Origin of the sequence: Streptomyces koelreuteriae (assembly GCF_018604545.1) — a bacterium.
Lineage (GTDB): Bacteria > Actinomycetota > Actinomycetes > Streptomycetales > Streptomycetaceae > Streptomyces > Streptomyces koelreuteriae.
Genome location: NZ_CP075896.1, coordinates 7,255,558 through 7,270,505, shown reverse-complemented (window position 1 = coordinate 7,270,505; position 14,948 = coordinate 7,255,558). Strand labels below are relative to the sequence as shown.

General features: G+C 71.4%; 17 protein-coding genes. 9 read left to right on the top strand and 8 right to left on the bottom strand.

Annotation, left to right across the window (positions count from 1 at the left end; genetic code table 11):
• Positions 1–95: 95 nt before the first annotated feature.
• Positions 96–887 (top strand): TVP38/TMEM64 family protein, encoded by a 792-nt coding sequence (locus KJK29_RS32800; protein ID WP_215122778.1) that lies wholly within the window; start codon positions 96–98, stop codon positions 885–887.
• A gap of 39 nt (positions 888–926) precedes the next feature.
• Here KJK29_RS32800 and KJK29_RS32795 read toward each other — a convergent pair whose 3' ends face one another.
• Positions 927–2,102, bottom strand: a complete 1,176-nt coding sequence (locus KJK29_RS32795; protein ID WP_215122777.1) for a thiolase family protein — start codon at positions 2,100–2,102, stop codon at positions 927–929.
• A 113-nt stretch (positions 2,103–2,215) separates the two neighbouring features.
• Between KJK29_RS32795 and KJK29_RS32790 the strand changes: the two genes are divergently transcribed.
• From KJK29_RS32790 to lnt, 5 genes are all read left to right on the top strand, one after another.
• The gene (locus KJK29_RS32790; protein WP_215122776.1) at positions 2,216–2,686 is read left to right on the top strand and encodes a winged helix-turn-helix transcriptional regulator; all 471 of its coding nucleotides are present in this window, start codon (positions 2,216–2,218) and stop codon (positions 2,684–2,686) included.
• 159 nt (positions 2,687–2,845) lie between these two features.
• Positions 2,846–3,721, top strand: coding sequence for an undecaprenyl-diphosphate phosphatase (locus KJK29_RS32785; protein ID WP_215122775.1), 876 nt, complete (start codon positions 2,846–2,848; stop codon positions 3,719–3,721).
• Positions 3,722–3,817: 96 nt separating this feature from the next.
• Positions 3,818–3,997, top strand: a complete 180-nt coding sequence (locus KJK29_RS32780; RefSeq protein ID WP_215122774.1) for a hypothetical protein — start codon at positions 3,818–3,820, stop codon at positions 3,995–3,997.
• Positions 3,998–4,089: 92 nt separating this feature from the next.
• Positions 4,090–4,560: a nuclear transport factor 2 family protein gene (locus tag KJK29_RS32775; protein WP_215122773.1), complete on the top strand. Its 471-nt coding sequence runs from the start codon at positions 4,090–4,092 to the stop codon at positions 4,558–4,560.
• 69 nt (positions 4,561–4,629) lie between these two features.
• Positions 4,630–6,204 carry an apolipoprotein N-acyltransferase gene (gene lnt / locus KJK29_RS32770; RefSeq protein WP_215122772.1) on the top strand — a complete coding sequence of 525 codons (1,575 nt, stop codon included), beginning with the start codon at positions 4,630–4,632 and terminating at the stop codon, positions 6,202–6,204.
• Here lnt and KJK29_RS32765 read toward each other — a convergent pair.
• The gene (locus KJK29_RS32765; RefSeq protein ID WP_215122771.1) at positions 6,128–7,033 is read right to left on the bottom strand and encodes a Gfo/Idh/MocA family protein; all 906 of its coding nucleotides are present in this window, start codon (positions 7,031–7,033) and stop codon (positions 6,128–6,130) included. The two genes, lnt and KJK29_RS32765, sit on opposite strands and share 77 nt — an antisense overlap.
• Before the next feature lie 13 nt (positions 7,034–7,046).
• The gene (locus tag KJK29_RS32760) at positions 7,047–8,231 is read right to left on the bottom strand and encodes an FAD-dependent oxidoreductase (protein WP_215122770.1); all 1,185 of its coding nucleotides are present in this window, start codon (positions 8,229–8,231) and stop codon (positions 7,047–7,049) included.
• 85 nt (positions 8,232–8,316) lie between these two features.
• Here KJK29_RS32760 and KJK29_RS32755 point away from each other — a divergent pair, with 85 nt between their 5' ends.
• The 3 genes from KJK29_RS32755 to KJK29_RS32745 all read left to right on the top strand — a co-directional run bounded on the left by KJK29_RS32755 (position 8,317) and on the right by KJK29_RS32745 (position 10,081).
• Entirely contained in the window at positions 8,317–8,907 is a 591-nt protein-coding gene (locus tag KJK29_RS32755; RefSeq protein WP_215122769.1) for a TetR/AcrR family transcriptional regulator, read from the top strand.
• Between the two features lie 42 nt (positions 8,908–8,949).
• A complete protein-coding gene (locus tag KJK29_RS32750) occupies positions 8,950–9,462 on the top strand; it encodes a DinB family protein (protein ID WP_215122768.1) in 513 nt (170 codons plus the stop codon).
• Between the two features lie 112 nt (positions 9,463–9,574).
• Entirely contained in the window at positions 9,575–10,081 is a 507-nt protein-coding gene (locus KJK29_RS32745) for a hypothetical protein (RefSeq protein ID WP_215122767.1), read from the top strand.
• A 13-nt stretch (positions 10,082–10,094) separates the two neighbouring features.
• On the opposite strand, the gene KJK29_RS32740 is transcribed toward KJK29_RS32745, so the two are convergent.
• From KJK29_RS32740 to fabG, 5 genes are all read right to left on the bottom strand, one after another.
• The gene (locus KJK29_RS32740; protein ID WP_215122766.1) at positions 10,095–10,595 is read right to left on the bottom strand and encodes a hypothetical protein; all 501 of its coding nucleotides are present in this window, start codon (positions 10,593–10,595) and stop codon (positions 10,095–10,097) included.
• 127 nt (positions 10,596–10,722) lie between these two features.
• Positions 10,723–11,406, bottom strand: coding sequence for a uracil-DNA glycosylase (locus tag KJK29_RS32735; RefSeq protein ID WP_215122765.1), 684 nt, complete (start codon positions 11,404–11,406; stop codon positions 10,723–10,725).
• Between the two features lie 93 nt (positions 11,407–11,499).
• A complete protein-coding gene (locus KJK29_RS32730) occupies positions 11,500–13,086 on the bottom strand; it encodes an ABC transporter substrate-binding protein (protein ID WP_215122764.1) in 1,587 nt (528 codons plus the stop codon).
• Positions 13,087–13,276: 190 nt separating this feature from the next.
• Positions 13,277–14,035, bottom strand: a complete 759-nt coding sequence (locus tag KJK29_RS32725) for an SDR family oxidoreductase (RefSeq protein ID WP_215122763.1) — start codon at positions 14,033–14,035, stop codon at positions 13,277–13,279.
• Between the two features lie 12 nt (positions 14,036–14,047).
• Positions 14,048–14,809 (bottom strand): 3-oxoacyl-ACP reductase FabG, encoded by a 762-nt coding sequence (gene fabG / locus KJK29_RS32720; protein ID WP_215122762.1) that lies wholly within the window; start codon positions 14,807–14,809, stop codon positions 14,048–14,050.
• Positions 14,810–14,948: the final 139 nt, after the last annotated feature.

Sequence of the window (14,948 nt, the reverse complement as noted above, 5' to 3'; positions counted from 1 at the left end):
CGGGGGGCCGCACGCCGACAAGCGTTCAACTGTCTGTGACGCTGGTGAGACGAACCATACGGCGATCACACACATATGTCGGTTAGTGTCGCCGGATGCTCGATGCCACCACCCGCTCTGGGGGCACCGCCACGGCCTCTCCCCGGGCCAGCACCGCGGAGCTCGCCGTCGCCGCTTCCCCGGCAACGACCGCCTCGCCCGCCGCACCGACCCGTTTCGCCGCTCGCTGCACGAGAGTGCTGCTCTCCCCGTGGTCGCGGCTGTCCCTGCTCGTCACCCTGCTCGCCGCGGCCGGCTGCGCGGTGCTGCTGTTCGAGCCGCAGCGGCTGCTGACGGAGGGCTGGCCGCCCCAGCTCGGCGGAGCCGCGGCGGCGGTGGTGTTCGCGGTGGCGTACGGCGTGTGCACCGTGGCGTTCGTGCCGAGGCCGCTGCTGAACCTCGCGGCGGGTGCGCTGTTCGGTTCCCAGCTCGGCACCGGCACAGCCCTGGCGGGCACGGTGCTGGGCGCCGGCATCGCCTTCTGCCTGGGCCGGGCGCTGGGCCAGGACGCCCTGCGGCCGCTGCTGCGCGGACGCTGGCTGAAGGCCGCGGACGGCCAGCTGAGCCGGCACGGTTTCCGCTCGATGCTGGCGATCCGGCTGTTCCCCGGTGTGCCGTTCTGGGCCTCGAACTACTGCGCCTCCTTCTCCCGTATGGGCCTGCTCCCGTTCCTGCTGGCGACGGGCCTCGGCTCGATCCCGAACACCGCCGCCTACGCCGTCGCGGGCGCCCGCGCCTCCACTCCGACCTCCCCCGCCTTCCTGATCGCCCTGGCATGCATCGCCGTACCCGCGCTCGCGGGCGTGGTGCTGGCCTGGCGCAAGCGACACCAGCTGCGCCGCCTCTGACGGGCCGTTACTCCTGACCGGGGCCGCGCCCCGGTCAGGTCACACCCGTTCGAGCACCATGGCGTTGGCGAGCCCGCCCGCCTCGCACATCGTCTGCAGCGCGTACCGCGCGCCCCGTTCCCGCATCGCGTGCACGAGCGTCGTCGTCAGGCGGGTGCCGCTCGCGCCGAGGGGATGGCCGAGAGCGATGGCCCCGCCGTGCACGTTGACGCGGGCGAGGTCGGCGCCGGTCTCCTGCTGCCAGGCCAGTACGACACTGGAGAACGCCTCGTTGACCTCGAACAGGTCGATGTCGTCTAGGGCCAGCGACGCCCTGCGCAGCACCTTCTCCGTCGCCGGTACGACGCCGGTCAGCATGAGCAGCGGGTCGGAGCCGGTGACGGCGAAGCTGTGCAGCCGGGCGAGCGGGCGCAGTCCGAGCCGGGCCGCGATCTCGCTCGACGTGATGAGCACCGCCGAGGCGCCGTCGTTGACCGGGCTGGCGTTGCCCGCCGTGACGTTCCACTCGATCTGCGGGAAGCGTTCGGCGAAAGCGGGGTCGTAGTAGGCGGGCTTGAGCCCGGCGAGGATCTCGGTGGTGCTGCCGGGCCGTACGCACTCGTCGCGTGTGACGCCCTCCAGCGGCGCGACCTCCGCGTCGAAGAGCCCGTTCTCCCAGGCCGCGGCGGCCTTTTGGTGGGAGGAGACCGCGAAGGCGTCCATCCGCTCGCGGCCGATCGACCACTGGGCGGCGATCAGTTCGGCGCTGATGCCCTGCGGGACGAGCCCCTCGGGGTACCGCTCGGCGACACCGGGGCCGAAGGGGTCCTTGCCCGGGGGCACGTTCGACCACATCGGCACCCGGCTCATCGACTCGACCCCGCAGGCCACGACGAGGTCGTACGCGCCCGAGAGCACGCCCTGCGCCGCGAAGTGCACGGCCTGCTGCGAGGAGCCGCACTGGCGGTCCACGGTGGTCGCGGGCACCGACTCGGGGAAGCCCGCCGAGAGGACGGCGTAGCGGGTGGTGTTCATGGCCTGCTCGCCGACCTGGTCGACGGTGCCGCCGATGACGTCGTCGATCAGCGCCGGGTCGACGCCGGAGCGCTCGACGAGGGTGCGCAGGGTGTGGGCGAGCAGTTCCACGGGGTGGACGTGCGCGAGGGCGCCGTTCTCCTTGCCCTTGCCCTTGCCGATCGGGGTGCGTACGGCTTCGACGATGACTGCGTCACGCATGGTGCGGGCCTCCATGACTGCCCCGGACCACCGGGGCTACCAGTGAGTAGGAAATCCGAACTCACCGTAACCTGGTGGGTTGGAAAATCCAACCCTCTCCTAGACTGGGATCCATGGCCGCCAGCAAAGACCCGCGCCCCTGCTCCATCGCCGACACCCTCGCGCTCGTGGGCGAGAAGTACTCCCTGCTCGTACTGCGGGAGGTGTGCCTCGGCAACGGCCGTTTCGATCAGCTGGTGCGCAACATCGGCGCCCCGCGCGACATCCTCGCCACCCGGCTGCGCCGGCTCGTCGACGCCGGGATCCTGACCAGGCAGCCCTACAGCGAGCGCCCGCAGCGCTTCGAGTACCGGCCGTCGCAGGCGGGACTGGAGCTGGAGCCCGTGCTGATGACGCTGATGGCGTGGGGCGACCGCCATCTGCGGACGGACGGCGACCGGCCGATGATCCTCGAGCACTCCTGCGGCCGGGCGCTCGCCCCGGCCGTCACCTGCCGGGCCTGCGGGGACGAGGTGCGCCACGAGGACCTCACGGCCCGCCCCCAGGCGCCCGGCTGGACGGTGACCGGCCCGACGGCGGCCTGATCCGGCCCCCGCGGAGCGCCTGCCGAACCCCTGCGTCCCAGGGGTTCATCCGGGGACGCTACGCTTCCCCCTCGGCGCACCTGATCCCACGGTCATCTCATACGTCGGACGGGTGTGCCCGTCGTCCGTCCCGCATCGGCACTTGGACTCCGTTACCTCATGTCTTGGTTCGAATCACTCATCCTCGGACTCGTCCAGGGGCTGACCGAGTTCCTCCCCGTCTCCTCCAGCGCGCATCTGCGGCTGACGGCGGCCTTCCTGGACTGGAAGGACCCGGGCGCGGCCTTCACGGCGATCACCCAGATCGGCACCGAGGCCGCCGTGCTGATCTACTTCCGCAAGGACATCGGGCGGATCCTGTCCGCGTGGACGCGCTCGCTCACCAACAAGGAGCTGCGCGGCGACCCCGACGCGCGGATGGGCTGGCTCGTCATCGTCGGCTCGATCCCGATCGGCGTGCTCGGCGTGACGCTGAAGGACCAGATCGAAGGACCGTTCCGCGATCTGCGGCTCACGGCGACGATGCTGATCGGCATGGGCATCGTCCTGGGCATCGCCGACCGGCTCGCCGCCCGGGACGAGAAGAGCGGCCGCCACCGCGCGCCCAAGCAGCGCAAGGCCCTGGAGGACCTCGGCGTCCGGGACGGACTGATCTACGGCGCCTGCCAGGCCATGGCCCTGATCCCGGGCGTCTCCCGCTCCGGCGCCACCATCAGCGGCGGCCTGTTCATGGGCTACACGCGTGAGGCCGCGGCCCGTTACTCCTTCCTGCTCGCCATCCCCGCGGTGCTCGCCTCCGGCCTGTTCGAGCTCAAGGACGCGACGGAGGGCGGCCATGTCTCGTGGGGTCCGACGGTCTTCGCGACGGTCATCGCCTTCGCGGTCGGATACGCGGTGATCGCGTGGTTCATGAAGTTCATTACGACCAAGAGCTTCATGCCGTTCGTCTACTACCGCATCGCCCTCGGCATCCTCATCATCGTCCTCGTGTCGATGGGTGAGCTGAGCCCGCACGCGGCCGAGTCGGCGGGCTGACCCCGCGGCCTGTGAGCCGCGTCTCGTGACCAACCGCATAGCGTTCCCGTAGCCGTCCGGTAGCGGTCTGTCAGTGGGTGCCCCTAGGCTGTCCGCATGTCCCCCGATTTCTCGATCCCTGGTTCCGTGCGGTCCGCTGCCGAGGTCAACGAGGAGATCCGTGCGCTGTGGCTGCGCACGGGCGGCAAGCTGTCCGCCGAGGAGCGCGCGGAGTACGAATTCCTGGTCGTCGAGTGGGCGGCCGCGATCCGCGGCGAGGTCGTCGAAGCGGCCTGATCGCCCCGGCTCCCCGCCCTCGCCACTCCCACTCAGCAGCCCGTTTCGTCACACCCCTTGGCTCCACCCCCTCCATGCCCAACACTGAGCCGATGACGCAGCGCGTGGAGCTCGCTACCGTGAGAGACCGGCTGGCCGTCGACGAACTGATCACCGACTACGCGGTGGCGGTCGACGACGGCGACTGGGAGGCATACCGAGGCCTGTTCGTGCCCGACGGGCGGGCGGACTACCGCTCGGCCGGCGGCATCGAGGGAGAGGCCACGGCGGTCGCCGCCTGGCTCGCCGAGAGCATGCGGCTGTTCACCATGCGCCAGCACCTGATCGTCAACCGGCGGGTCCGCTTCGGGATCTGGGAACAGGACACCGGCGACACGGCCCAGGTCCGGGCCGACTACGTCAACCCCATGGCCACCGCGGGCCCCGCACCGGACTTCGTGTGCGGCGGCCGGTACTCCTTCGCCCTGCTGCGCACGGGCGACGGCTGGCGACTGGGCGCGGTGGTCGTCCAGGAGAAGTGGCGGCGCCTTCCCGAGCGGCAGAAGACACCTGTGGTCAACTGACCCGGCGTCCGCTGTCCTAGATCGTCCGCAGGGCGCACACTGGAGGCACCAGCGGGGTAGGAGGCGCCTATGAAGACGCTCGGCCACTGGCTCGCCTCCCCCTGGCGGCGCTCGGCCGCCGCCGTGCTCGCGGGCGCCCTTCCCGTACTCGCCTATCCCGCCCCGTCCCTGTGGTGGTGGGCCTACGTCGCCCTGGTCCCCTGGCTCCTGCTGCTGCGCACCGCGCCCACCGGCAAGAGGGCGGCGTACGACGGCTGGTGCGGCGGCTTCGGCCTCATGCTGGCGATGCACCACTGGCTGCTGCCCTTCCTGCACGTCTTCACCTTCGTCATCGCCGCGCTGCTCGGCGCCCTGTGGGCCCTGTGGGGCCGGCTCGCCCACCGGCTGCTGGCGGGCGAGCCCTCGCGGCGGCGGATCGCGGCCGCACTCCTCGTCCTGCCCTCCGGCTGGCTGGCCATCGAGCTGGTCCGCTCCTGGCAGGGCCTCGGCGGCCCCTGGGGGATGCTCGGCTCCAGCCAGTGGGAGGTGGAACCGGCACTGCGGCTCGCCTCGGTCGGCGGGGTGTGGCTGCTGAGCTTCCTGGTCGTCGCCGTCAACGTCGCCGTGGCCGTCCTGGTGGCGGTCCGCCGGGCCCGGGTGCCCGCCGTGGCCGGTCTCGTCGCCACGGCCGCCGCCACCTCGGCGGCCTGGGCCTTCTCGCCCCGCCCGGACATCGACGGCGAGGTCAGGATCGCCGTGGTCCAGCCGGGCGTCGTCGACGGCGGCAAGAGCGCGGACCGCCGCTTCGACCGGGAGGAACAGCTCACCCGCCGGCTCGCCGGGCAGGACGTCGACCTGATCGTCTGGGGCGAGAGCAGCGTCGGCTTCGACCTCGGGGACCGGCCCGACCTCGCCCGGCGGCTCGCGGCGCTGTCCCGCGCGACGGACGCCGGCATCCTGGTCAACGTGGACGCCCGGCGCTCCGACAAGCCCGGCATCTACAAGAGTTCGATCCTGGCCGGCCCGGACGGCCTGACCGGCGAGCGCTACGACAAGATGCGGCTCGTGCCGTTCGGCGAGTACGTCCCGGCCCGCTCCCTGCTCGGCTGGGCCACCTCCGTCGGCAAGGCGGCTGGCGAGGACCGCAGGCGCGGCACCCAGCCGGTCGTGATGAACGTGGGGAACGGGCTGCGCGTCGGGCCGATGGTGTGCTTCGAGACCGCCTTCCCGGACATGACCCGCCACCTCGCCCGGGAAGGCGCCGACGTGCTGATCGGCCAGTCGTCGACGTCCACGTTCCAGCAGAGCTGGGCGCCCGAGCAGCATGCCTCACTGGCCGCGCTGCGGGCCGCCGAGACCGGCCGTCCGATGGTCCACGCGACGCTGACGGGTGTCTCGGCCGTCTACGGCCCGAGCGGACAGCGGATCGGGCCGTGGCTCGGGACGGACGCGTCCGCCGCGCACGTCTACGAGGTGCCGCTCGCGCACGGCACGACGCCCTATGTCCGCCTCGGCGACTGGACGGTGTACGCGGCCCTGCTGATCCTCGCCGCCTGGGTCGCCGGCGAGGGCGTACGGTCCCTGCGGCTCAGGCGGTCCGCTCCTGAACCGCGCGTACGACCCGCTCGCACAGCTCATGGGTCTCCAGCGCGTCCCGGGCGCTGAGCACCTTCCCCGCGCGGACCGCGTCCAGGAACGCAAGCACCGCCTGCTCGATCCCGCGCTGCCGCGCCACCGGCACCCAGTCGCCGCGCCGCCGGACGGTCGGCTGCCCCTTGTGGTCGACGACCTCGGCGAGGTTGACCACCTGCCGCTTGGTGTCCTGCCCGGACACCTCGAGGATCTCCTCGGCCGAACCGCTGAGCCGGTTCATCACCCCCAGCGCCGTGAAACCGTCCCCGGCGAGCTGGAGCACCAGATGGTGCAGCAGGCCGTCCCGGACGCGGGCGCGCACGGTCACGTCGTCGACCTCGCCGGGCGCCAGGAATCGCAGGGTGTCGACGACATGGATGAAGTCGTCGAGGATCATCGTGCGCGGCTCCTCCGGCAGCCCGATGCGGTTCTTCTGCATCAGGATCAGCTCGCGCGGATGGTCGGCGCACTGCGCGTAGCCGGGGGCGTAGCGCCGGTTGAACCCGACGGCGAGGCTCACGTCCCGCTCCTCGGCGAGCGCCACCAGCCGTGCGGAGTCGTCGAGTTCGTAGGCGAGCGGCTTGTCGACGTACGTCGGTACGCCCGCTTCCAGCAGCCGCGTCACGATCTCCGGGTGCACGAGCGTCGGGGCGTGCACGAAGGCGGCGTCCAGTCCTTGGCCGAGCAGGGAGTCGAGGGTGGTGTGGCGCCGCTCCCGCGGGATGTGGAGGCCGTCGGCGACCCGGTCGAGGGTGGCGGGCGTGCGGGTCTGCAGGTGCAGTTCGACCCCGGGCTGGAAGGCGAGGACCGGGAGGTAGGCCTTCTGCGCGATGTCGCCGAGTCCGATGCAGCCGACCTTCACGGGGTGTTCTCCTCTAACGGTTGCCTGCCGGTGTCTGCCCGGAAGCATACGGCGGCTGCGGGGGCCGCCAGTCGGCGATGCCGTCGAAGCCGCGCAGGAACAGGGCAGGCCCGGCCTTCGACAGCGCGGCCACGGCCGTGTCGCGTACGGCGATCCCGGCGCGACTGGTCATGAGGTTGAGGCGGGCGACGTTCACGGCCTTCCGTGCGACGGCGGTCGTACGGGGAAGCCGGGCCGCGGTGTAGGCGGGGAGGTCGTCGCAGTGGTGGGCGAGGACGATCGCGTCCTCGATGGCCTGATTGCCGCCCTGGCCGAGGGTCGGGGGCATGGCGTGCGCGGCGTCGCCGACGAGGGCGACGCGGCCGTGGTGGTAGGCGGGCAAGGGCTCGGCGATGTGGTGGACGTCGTGGCGCAGGACGTCGTCGGGGCGGGCGGCGGCGAGCACGGCGGCGATGGGGTCGTGCCAGTCGCCGAAGAGGCGCAGCAGCTCGGCCCTCTCGTCGTCGGGCGCGTGTCCGTCGGCGGGTGTCATGGCGGCGGCGTAGGCGTAGACGCGGCCGTCCTTGAGTGGGTGCGTGCCCCAGATGCAGCCCCTCCCCCACGTCTCGTGCGAGGCGAACTCGGCACCGGGGACGGGGATCACGACCCGCCAGGTGGTGAACCCCGAGTACACCGTCCCCGGGTGGCCGGGGAAGAGCGCCCGGCGTACGGCGGACCGGACTCCGTCTGCGCCCACCACCAGGTCGGCCTCCAACTCGCCGTCCGCGGTCCTGACCATGGCGGGTCGGCCAGGGTCGCCGCTGTCGGCCAGGGTCGCGGCGGCGTCCGTGCGGACGGCGTCCGGCGGGAGCTGTGCGGCCAGGCGCTCGACGAGGGTGGCGCGAGGCAGCAGCACGAGAGGGCCGCCGAAGCGCTCGGCGGCGGCGTCGGCCGAGGAGCGCGAGAGCCACCGGCCGGACGGGGTGCGCAGCCCGCCGTCCCCCGCCCAGGCGGCGAGGGCGCGGATCTCCTCGCCGAGGCCGATGACGTCCAGTGCGCGCAGGGAGTTGGGGGCCAGGGAGATGGCGGCGCCGACCGGCTCCAGCGAGCGGGCGCGCTCCAGCACGGTGACCTGCCAGCCGCGCCGGTGCAGAGCCGCCGCCGCGGTCAGGCCTCCGATACCGCCGCCGATCACGACGGCCCGCCTCGGCTGTGCCATGGCTCCTCCTCGAACCCGCGTCGACTACATCTGTAGTTCCCTCTCGACTTTACTACAGCCGTAGTGAGACGGGTAGCGTGAGCCCATGTCCGTACGCACCACCGGCCCCTCCCGCGCCGACCTCGTCGCCGACACCGCCCTCGCCCTGCTCGCCGAGCGCGGAATGCGGGGCCTCACCCACCGGGCGGTCGACGAGACGGCCGGACTCCCCCAGGGCTCCACGTCGAACCTCGCGCGAACCCGGCAAGCGCTGCTGGAACTGGCCGTGCGGCGCCTGGCCGACCGCGAGGCCCGGGTGCTGGCCCTGCACGAGATGCCGGACCCGCGGTCCGGGACCGACTCCCTCACGGACGCCCTGGCCCTGGCGACCCACCGCGCCCTGACGAGCAACCGCGCCCTCACGCTCGCCCGCTACGAACTGGCCCTGGAGGCGACCCGCCGCCCCGAACTGCGGGCCTACTTCGACGCGACGGGCGCCCGCTTCAGGGACCAGCTCACCGCCCTGGTCACGGGAATGGGCTCGACGGACCCGGCCCGGCACACACTGTCGCTGATCGCCTGGGCGGACGGGCTGATGTTCAGCTGCGTCGCGGGGTCGTTCGGTTCCGATACGCCGAGCCTGGAGGAGGTACGGGCCGGGCTGCGGGAGCTGCTCGCGGGGATGCTCGGGGGCTGAAAACCCCTGGGCGGTGCGGGCGAGTTGGGAAAGGATGCGGACATGACCATCGAGCGCACCGAACCCGCCACCGACGCCGCCGAACGCACCATGCTGGAAGGCTGGCTCGACTATCACCGCAATACTCTCGCCTGGAAATGCGAGGGCCTGAGCGACGAGCAGCTCAGGACAGCCTCCGTGGAGCCCTCCGAACTGTCCCTGATGGGGCTGGTGCGGCACATGGCGGAGGTGGAGCGGGGCTGGTTCCGCAAGGTGCTGACGAACGAGGACGCGCCGCCGATCTACTACAGCGACGAGGACCAGGACGGCGAGTTCCATCTGACCGAGTCGGACACCTACCAGGAGGCGTTCGCCACCTGGCAGGCGGAGATCGAGACCGCCCGGCGCAACGCCGCCCGCTTCGCCCTGGACGATCTCTCCGAGGGCAAGCACCGCCGCACCGGCGAGCAGTTCAACCTGCGCTGGATCTACACCCACATGATCGAGGAATACGCCCGGCACAACGGCCACGCCGATCTGATCCGCGAGCGCCTCGACGGCTCGACCGGCGACTGACGTCACCCACGGCCCACCGGCGACCTCCGTACGGGGCGGGACATCACCCGTGCGGGGCATCCTCCGCCCGTCCGCTGTCCCACCCGGGGCCGGACGCACCAGAGTTGCGCGGGTGCATCGAACGACGACCACAGCGACGCTCCTGGTGACCGTGGCGGTCTCGGCCCTCTCCGGCTGTGTGACGGTCCAGGATCCTCCCGTTCCCGAGCCACCGACGGCTCCGTCCCGGCCGTCGCCGCCCCGACCGGAGGAGCAGGTCGTGCAGGCACCGGCCCGGGAGGCCCTGGAACTCATCGAGGGGTCCCGCCGCCCGGAGCCGGCCCCGACCGCGTCCCGGCGGGCCACGCCCCCGGCGGCCTCACCGGAGCAGGGACAACCGCCGTCCGGCTCCCGCGACACCGGCCCGCGCCCCGCCCGCCCGGAACGCCGGGCACCGGCCCAGCGCACCCCACAGCGGCCACCCGCCGCCGAGCTGCCCGACGTCCCGGAGTCCGTAGGGCAGGACGTCCGCAAGAACGTCCCGAAGAACGCGGACGTGTGCGCGCTGGGCACGCGCTACGGGGGGTGGCCGGCGGACAGCCCGCAGGCGACCATCTGCCGCGACACATACCGGCGTTGACCGGCTCACTCCTTCAGGGCCGCTGCCTCGGCGGTGTCCACGCCCCGCCGCCGCCTTCGTCCAGCCTGGACTCCAGCCGCTCGATGGCGGCCCACACGCCGTCGCCGTACCTGTCGTCGGCGAGGGCGGCGGCCGCAGCCCTGGCCCGTCGCAGATGGGTGCGGGCCGCGTCGCACTGGCCGAGCCTGAGGTAGTCCTCGGCCAGATTCAGGTGCAGGGAGGGGTAGAACGCGCGCACCGCCTCGCCGGAGGGGAGCCCGTCCTCGGAGGTCTCCTCCGCCGCCGTCAACGCGCGCAGGTCCCAGGCCAGTTCGTCCCCGGGGTCGTCCTGTGTGTCGGCCAGGTAGTGGGCCAGGGTGCAGCGGTGCAGGGGATCGCCGTGCTCCCCGATCTCCGCCCAGAGGTCCAGGAACCGGTGCCGGGCCTCCTCGCGGTCCCCTGCGTGGTGCAGCATGACGACCTGCCCGATCCGCGTCAGCACGGTGTCCGGCGCCGTCTGCTCCTGTCGCTCCATCGCCACGCCCTCCGCGCACTCGCCGGCTGATCCTCCGACGCTAGCCGGAGACGAAGGCGATCCGGCTCAGGCCGGTCCGTACGCGCGGGGCCTTCCGGGAGGAGGACCCCGCCGTACGCCGCCCGCCTCAGCCCAGGTTCGGGATGGTCCAGTCGATCGGCTCGTGCCCCTGCGCGGCCACCGCAGCGTCGATCTGCGTGAACGGACGCGAGCCGAAGAACTTCTTCGCCGACAGCGGCGACGGGTGCGCGCCCTTGACCACCACATGCCGCGACTCGTCGATCAGCGGGAGCTTCTTCTGCGCGTAGTTCCCCCACAGCACGAACACCGCCGGGTCGGGCCGGTCGGCGACCGCGCGGATCACGGCGTCCGTGAACCTCTCCCAGCCGCGGCCCTTGTGCGAGTTGGCCTCGCCGCCCCGGACCGTGAGCACCGCGTTGAGCAGCAGGACGCCCTGTTCGGCCCACGGCATCAGATAGCCGTTGTCCGGGATCGGCGCGCCCAGCTCCTGGTGCATCTCCTTGTAGATGTTCCGCAGGGACGGCGGGATCCGCACACCGGGCCGGACCGAGAAGCACAGCCCGTGCCCCTGGCCCTCGCCGTGGTAGGGGTCCTGACCGAGGATCAGGACCTTCACCTTCTCGTACGGCGTGGCGTCCAGCGCGGCGAAGACCTCCTCGCGCGGCGGATGCACGGGACCCTTCGCCCGCTCCTCCTCGACGAACTCCGTCAGCTCCTTGAAGTAGGGCTGCTGCAGCTCGTCGCCCAGAACCCCGCGCCAGGACTCGGGCAGCATGGCGGTGTCGGTCACGTCAACGTCCTCACGATGTGCGGTCACTTCCAGGCCTCAGAACCTACAGGCGACCACTGACAACGTGCCCGGCGAAGCCCGGGACCGACCCGTCTACCAGGCGGTCTTGCGGTGCAGCTCCCACAACATCATGATCGTCGACGGGTCCAGGGCGCGCTCGGCGCCCGAGACGTCCCGGCTGGCGGCCACGTACTGCCTGCCCTGCCACAGCGGCAGCAGGCGCGCGTCGTCCACCAGGATCCGCTGGGCCTCCTCGAACTCCTTCTCCACGTTCGCGCGGTCGCTCTCGCGGCGCGACCGGGGCAGCAGGTCGCCGGTGATCTCGGGGGCCGGGTAGGGCGTGCCGAGGGCGTTCTGCTCGCCGACGAAGGGCGCGATGAAGTTCTCGGCGTCGGGGAAGTCGGGGAACCAGCCACGTCCGAAGACCGGGTACTCGCCCTTCTGGTAGCCCTCGACGTACGTCTTCCAGGGGCGGCTCTTCAGGTTGATCGTGAAGAGGCCGGAGTCCTCGAGCTGGCGCTTCAGCTCCTTGAACTCCCCGGCGGTCTCGGAGCCGTAGCGGTCGCTGGTGTACCAGAAGGTGAGCGGGACGCGCTGGTTGATGCCCGCGTCGCTGAGGATCTCGCGGGCCTTGTCGACGTCGGGGTCGCCGTAGTCGTCGAAGAAGCCCGTGGTGTGGCCGGTGAGGCCCTTGGGGACCATGGAGTACAGCGGGTCGACGGTGTCCTTGTAGACCTTGTGGGTGATCGCCGCCCGGTCGACGACCTGCGCGATGGCCTGGCGCACGGGCTTGCGCTTGGCCCAGGAGTCCTTCGGGTTGAACACCAGGTAGTTGATGTCCGTGCCCGTGCCCTCGACGAGCTGGATCTCCTCCTCCTTGGAGGACTTGCCCTGGAGGTCGACGACGTCGCCGGCGGCCAGACCGCGGTAGGTCACGTCGATCTGCTCGTCGCGCAGGGCCTTGACCATGGCGCCGGAGTCCTGGAAGTAGCGGATGGTCACCGCGTCGTTCCGGCGCTCCGCGTAGCCCTTGTAGCCGTCGTTGCGGACGAGGGCGGCCTCCTTGCCCTCCTCGTACGAGTCGAGCGTGTAGGGCCCGGACCCGACGGCGTCGTTCTCCTTGCGCAGGGAGCCCTCCGGGTAGGCCTGCGGGGAGACGATCGACATCGCGGGGGTGGCGAGCACGAACGGGAAGGTGGCGTCGGGCTTGTTGAGGTGGAAGATCACCTCACGGTCGTTCGGCGCCTGGACCCGTTCGAGGCTGCCCAGCAGACCGGCGGGGCCGCCGTTGACGTTGATCTTGCGGATCCGGTCGAAGGAGTATTTGACCGCCTGCGCGTCGAGCGCGTCGCCGTTGGAGAACTTCAGGCCCTCGCGCAGCTCGCAGCGGTACACCTGGTTCGAGGAGTCGCTGAAGCCGCACTGCTCGGCGGCGTCCGGCTGGGGTTCGCTCGCGCCCGTCGGGTAGCTCAGCAGCGTCTGGTAGATGTTGCGGAACAGCTCCCAGGAGCTGTCCCACGACGCCGCGGGATCGAGCGTGCTGGGCGCACTGGTGGTGCCCACGACGATCGGCCCTTCGTCCTCCGGGGTGTCGGACGACAACACGCCACACCCGGCGAGAAGGGACGATATGGACGCGATGGCCGCCACCTGCCGCAGGCATCGGTTCCGGTTGAACACGCGCACGCTCCTCGATCTGCCATACCAAGGGTCGGCAGACCATACCGCAGTGCCCGGCCGGCTGACCCGCCCCGGTCCATGACTCCTTGATCGATAAACCTTTGACGACGTTGTCATCGCCCTTTGCGAGGGCTTTACGTGGGTACGGGCGCCTCGTGAGTCCACGGGCGCCCGCACCGAGCCTCTTGCCTCAGCCCGTGCCGGCGTTGAGGAAGATACCGCCGTCCACGACGAGCGTCTGACCGGTGACCCAGTCGGACTGCTCGGAGGTGAGGAACGCGGCCGCGCCGCCGATGTCGGAGGGCACACCGAGCCGGCCGAGCGGGTAGGCCGCGGCGGCCTCCTCCTCCCGGCCCTCGTACAGGGCCTGCGCGAACTTGGTCTTCACGACGGCCGGGGCGATCGCGTTGACCCGCACCTTGGGCGCGTACTCGTGCGCGAGCTGCACCGTCAGGTTGATCATCGCCGCCTTGCTGATGCCGTAGGCGCCGATGAACGGCGAGGGCGAGAGGCCGGCGACCGAGGCGATGTTGACGATGGCGCCGCCGTTGTCCTTCTGCCAGGCGTGCCAGGTCTTCTGGGCGAAGCCCAGCGCGGAGACCACGTTGGTCTCGAAGACCTTGCGCGCGACGTTCAGGTCGAGGTCGGCGATCGGCCCGAACACCGGGTTCGTACCGGCGTTGTTGACCAGGAAGTCGACGCGGCCGAAGGCCTCCATCGTGCGCTCGACGGCGACGGCCTGGTGGGCCTCGTCGTGCGCCTTGCCCGCGACGTAGATCGCGCGGTCGGCGCCGAGCTGCTCGACGGCCTCCTTGAGGGAGTCCTCGTTGCGGCCGGTGACGCACACGCGGTCGCCGCGTGCGACGAGCGCCTCGGCGACGCCGTAGCCGATGCCGCGGCTGCCGCCCGTGACGAGGGCGACCTTGCCGGAGAGTTCCACGGAAGTCATGTCTGTCGTCCTCTAGTCGAGCGGTCCGCCGGCCACGTACAGCACCTGGCCGGAGACGAATCCGGCCGCCTCGCCCGTGAAGAAGGCGATGGCGTTGGCGATGTCCTCCGGCTCACCGACGCGGGCCACCGGGATCTGGGTGGCGGCGGCGGCCTTGAAGTCCTCGAAGCCCATGCCGACGCGGTCGGCGGTGGCCTTGGTCATCTCGGTGGCGATGAAGCCGGGGGCGACGGCGTTGGCGGTCACGCCGAACTTGCCGAGTTCCTTGGCGAGGGTCTTGGTGAAACCCTGCAGACCCGCCTTGGCCGCGGAGTAGTTCACCTGGCCGCGGTTGCCCAGCGCCGAGGACGACGAGAGGTTGACGATCCGGCCGAATCCCGCGTCCACCATGTGCTTCTGACAGGCCTTGGACATCAGGAAGGCGCCGCGCAGGTGCACGTTCATGACGGTGTCCCAGTCGGAGACGCTCATCTTGAACAGCAGGTTGTCGCGCAGCACGCCAGCGTTGTTGACCAGGATCGTCGGCGCGCCGAGCTCCTCGGCGACACGGGCGATCGCGGCCTCGACCTGGGCCTCGTCGGAGACGTCGGCACCGACCGCGATGGCCTTGCCGCCCGCCGCGGTGATCTTCTCGACGGTGTCCTTGCAGGCCGCCTCGTCGAGGTCGATCACGGCGACCGCGCGGCCCTCTGCGGCCAGTCGTACGGCGGTGGCGGCACCGATACCGCGCGCGGCACCGGTGACCACGGCGACCCGCTGCTCAGTGGTGGACATGGCTGCTTCTCCTCAGGTGAGCGACCGCTTAGTACCTTCAGTGGGTGTGACGCTAGAAGCCCTGGCACGCGGTGTCAACGGCCACGGCGTGTGTGTGATCCATTACCCGCACGCCCGTCACCGACGGCATCCCCCGGGA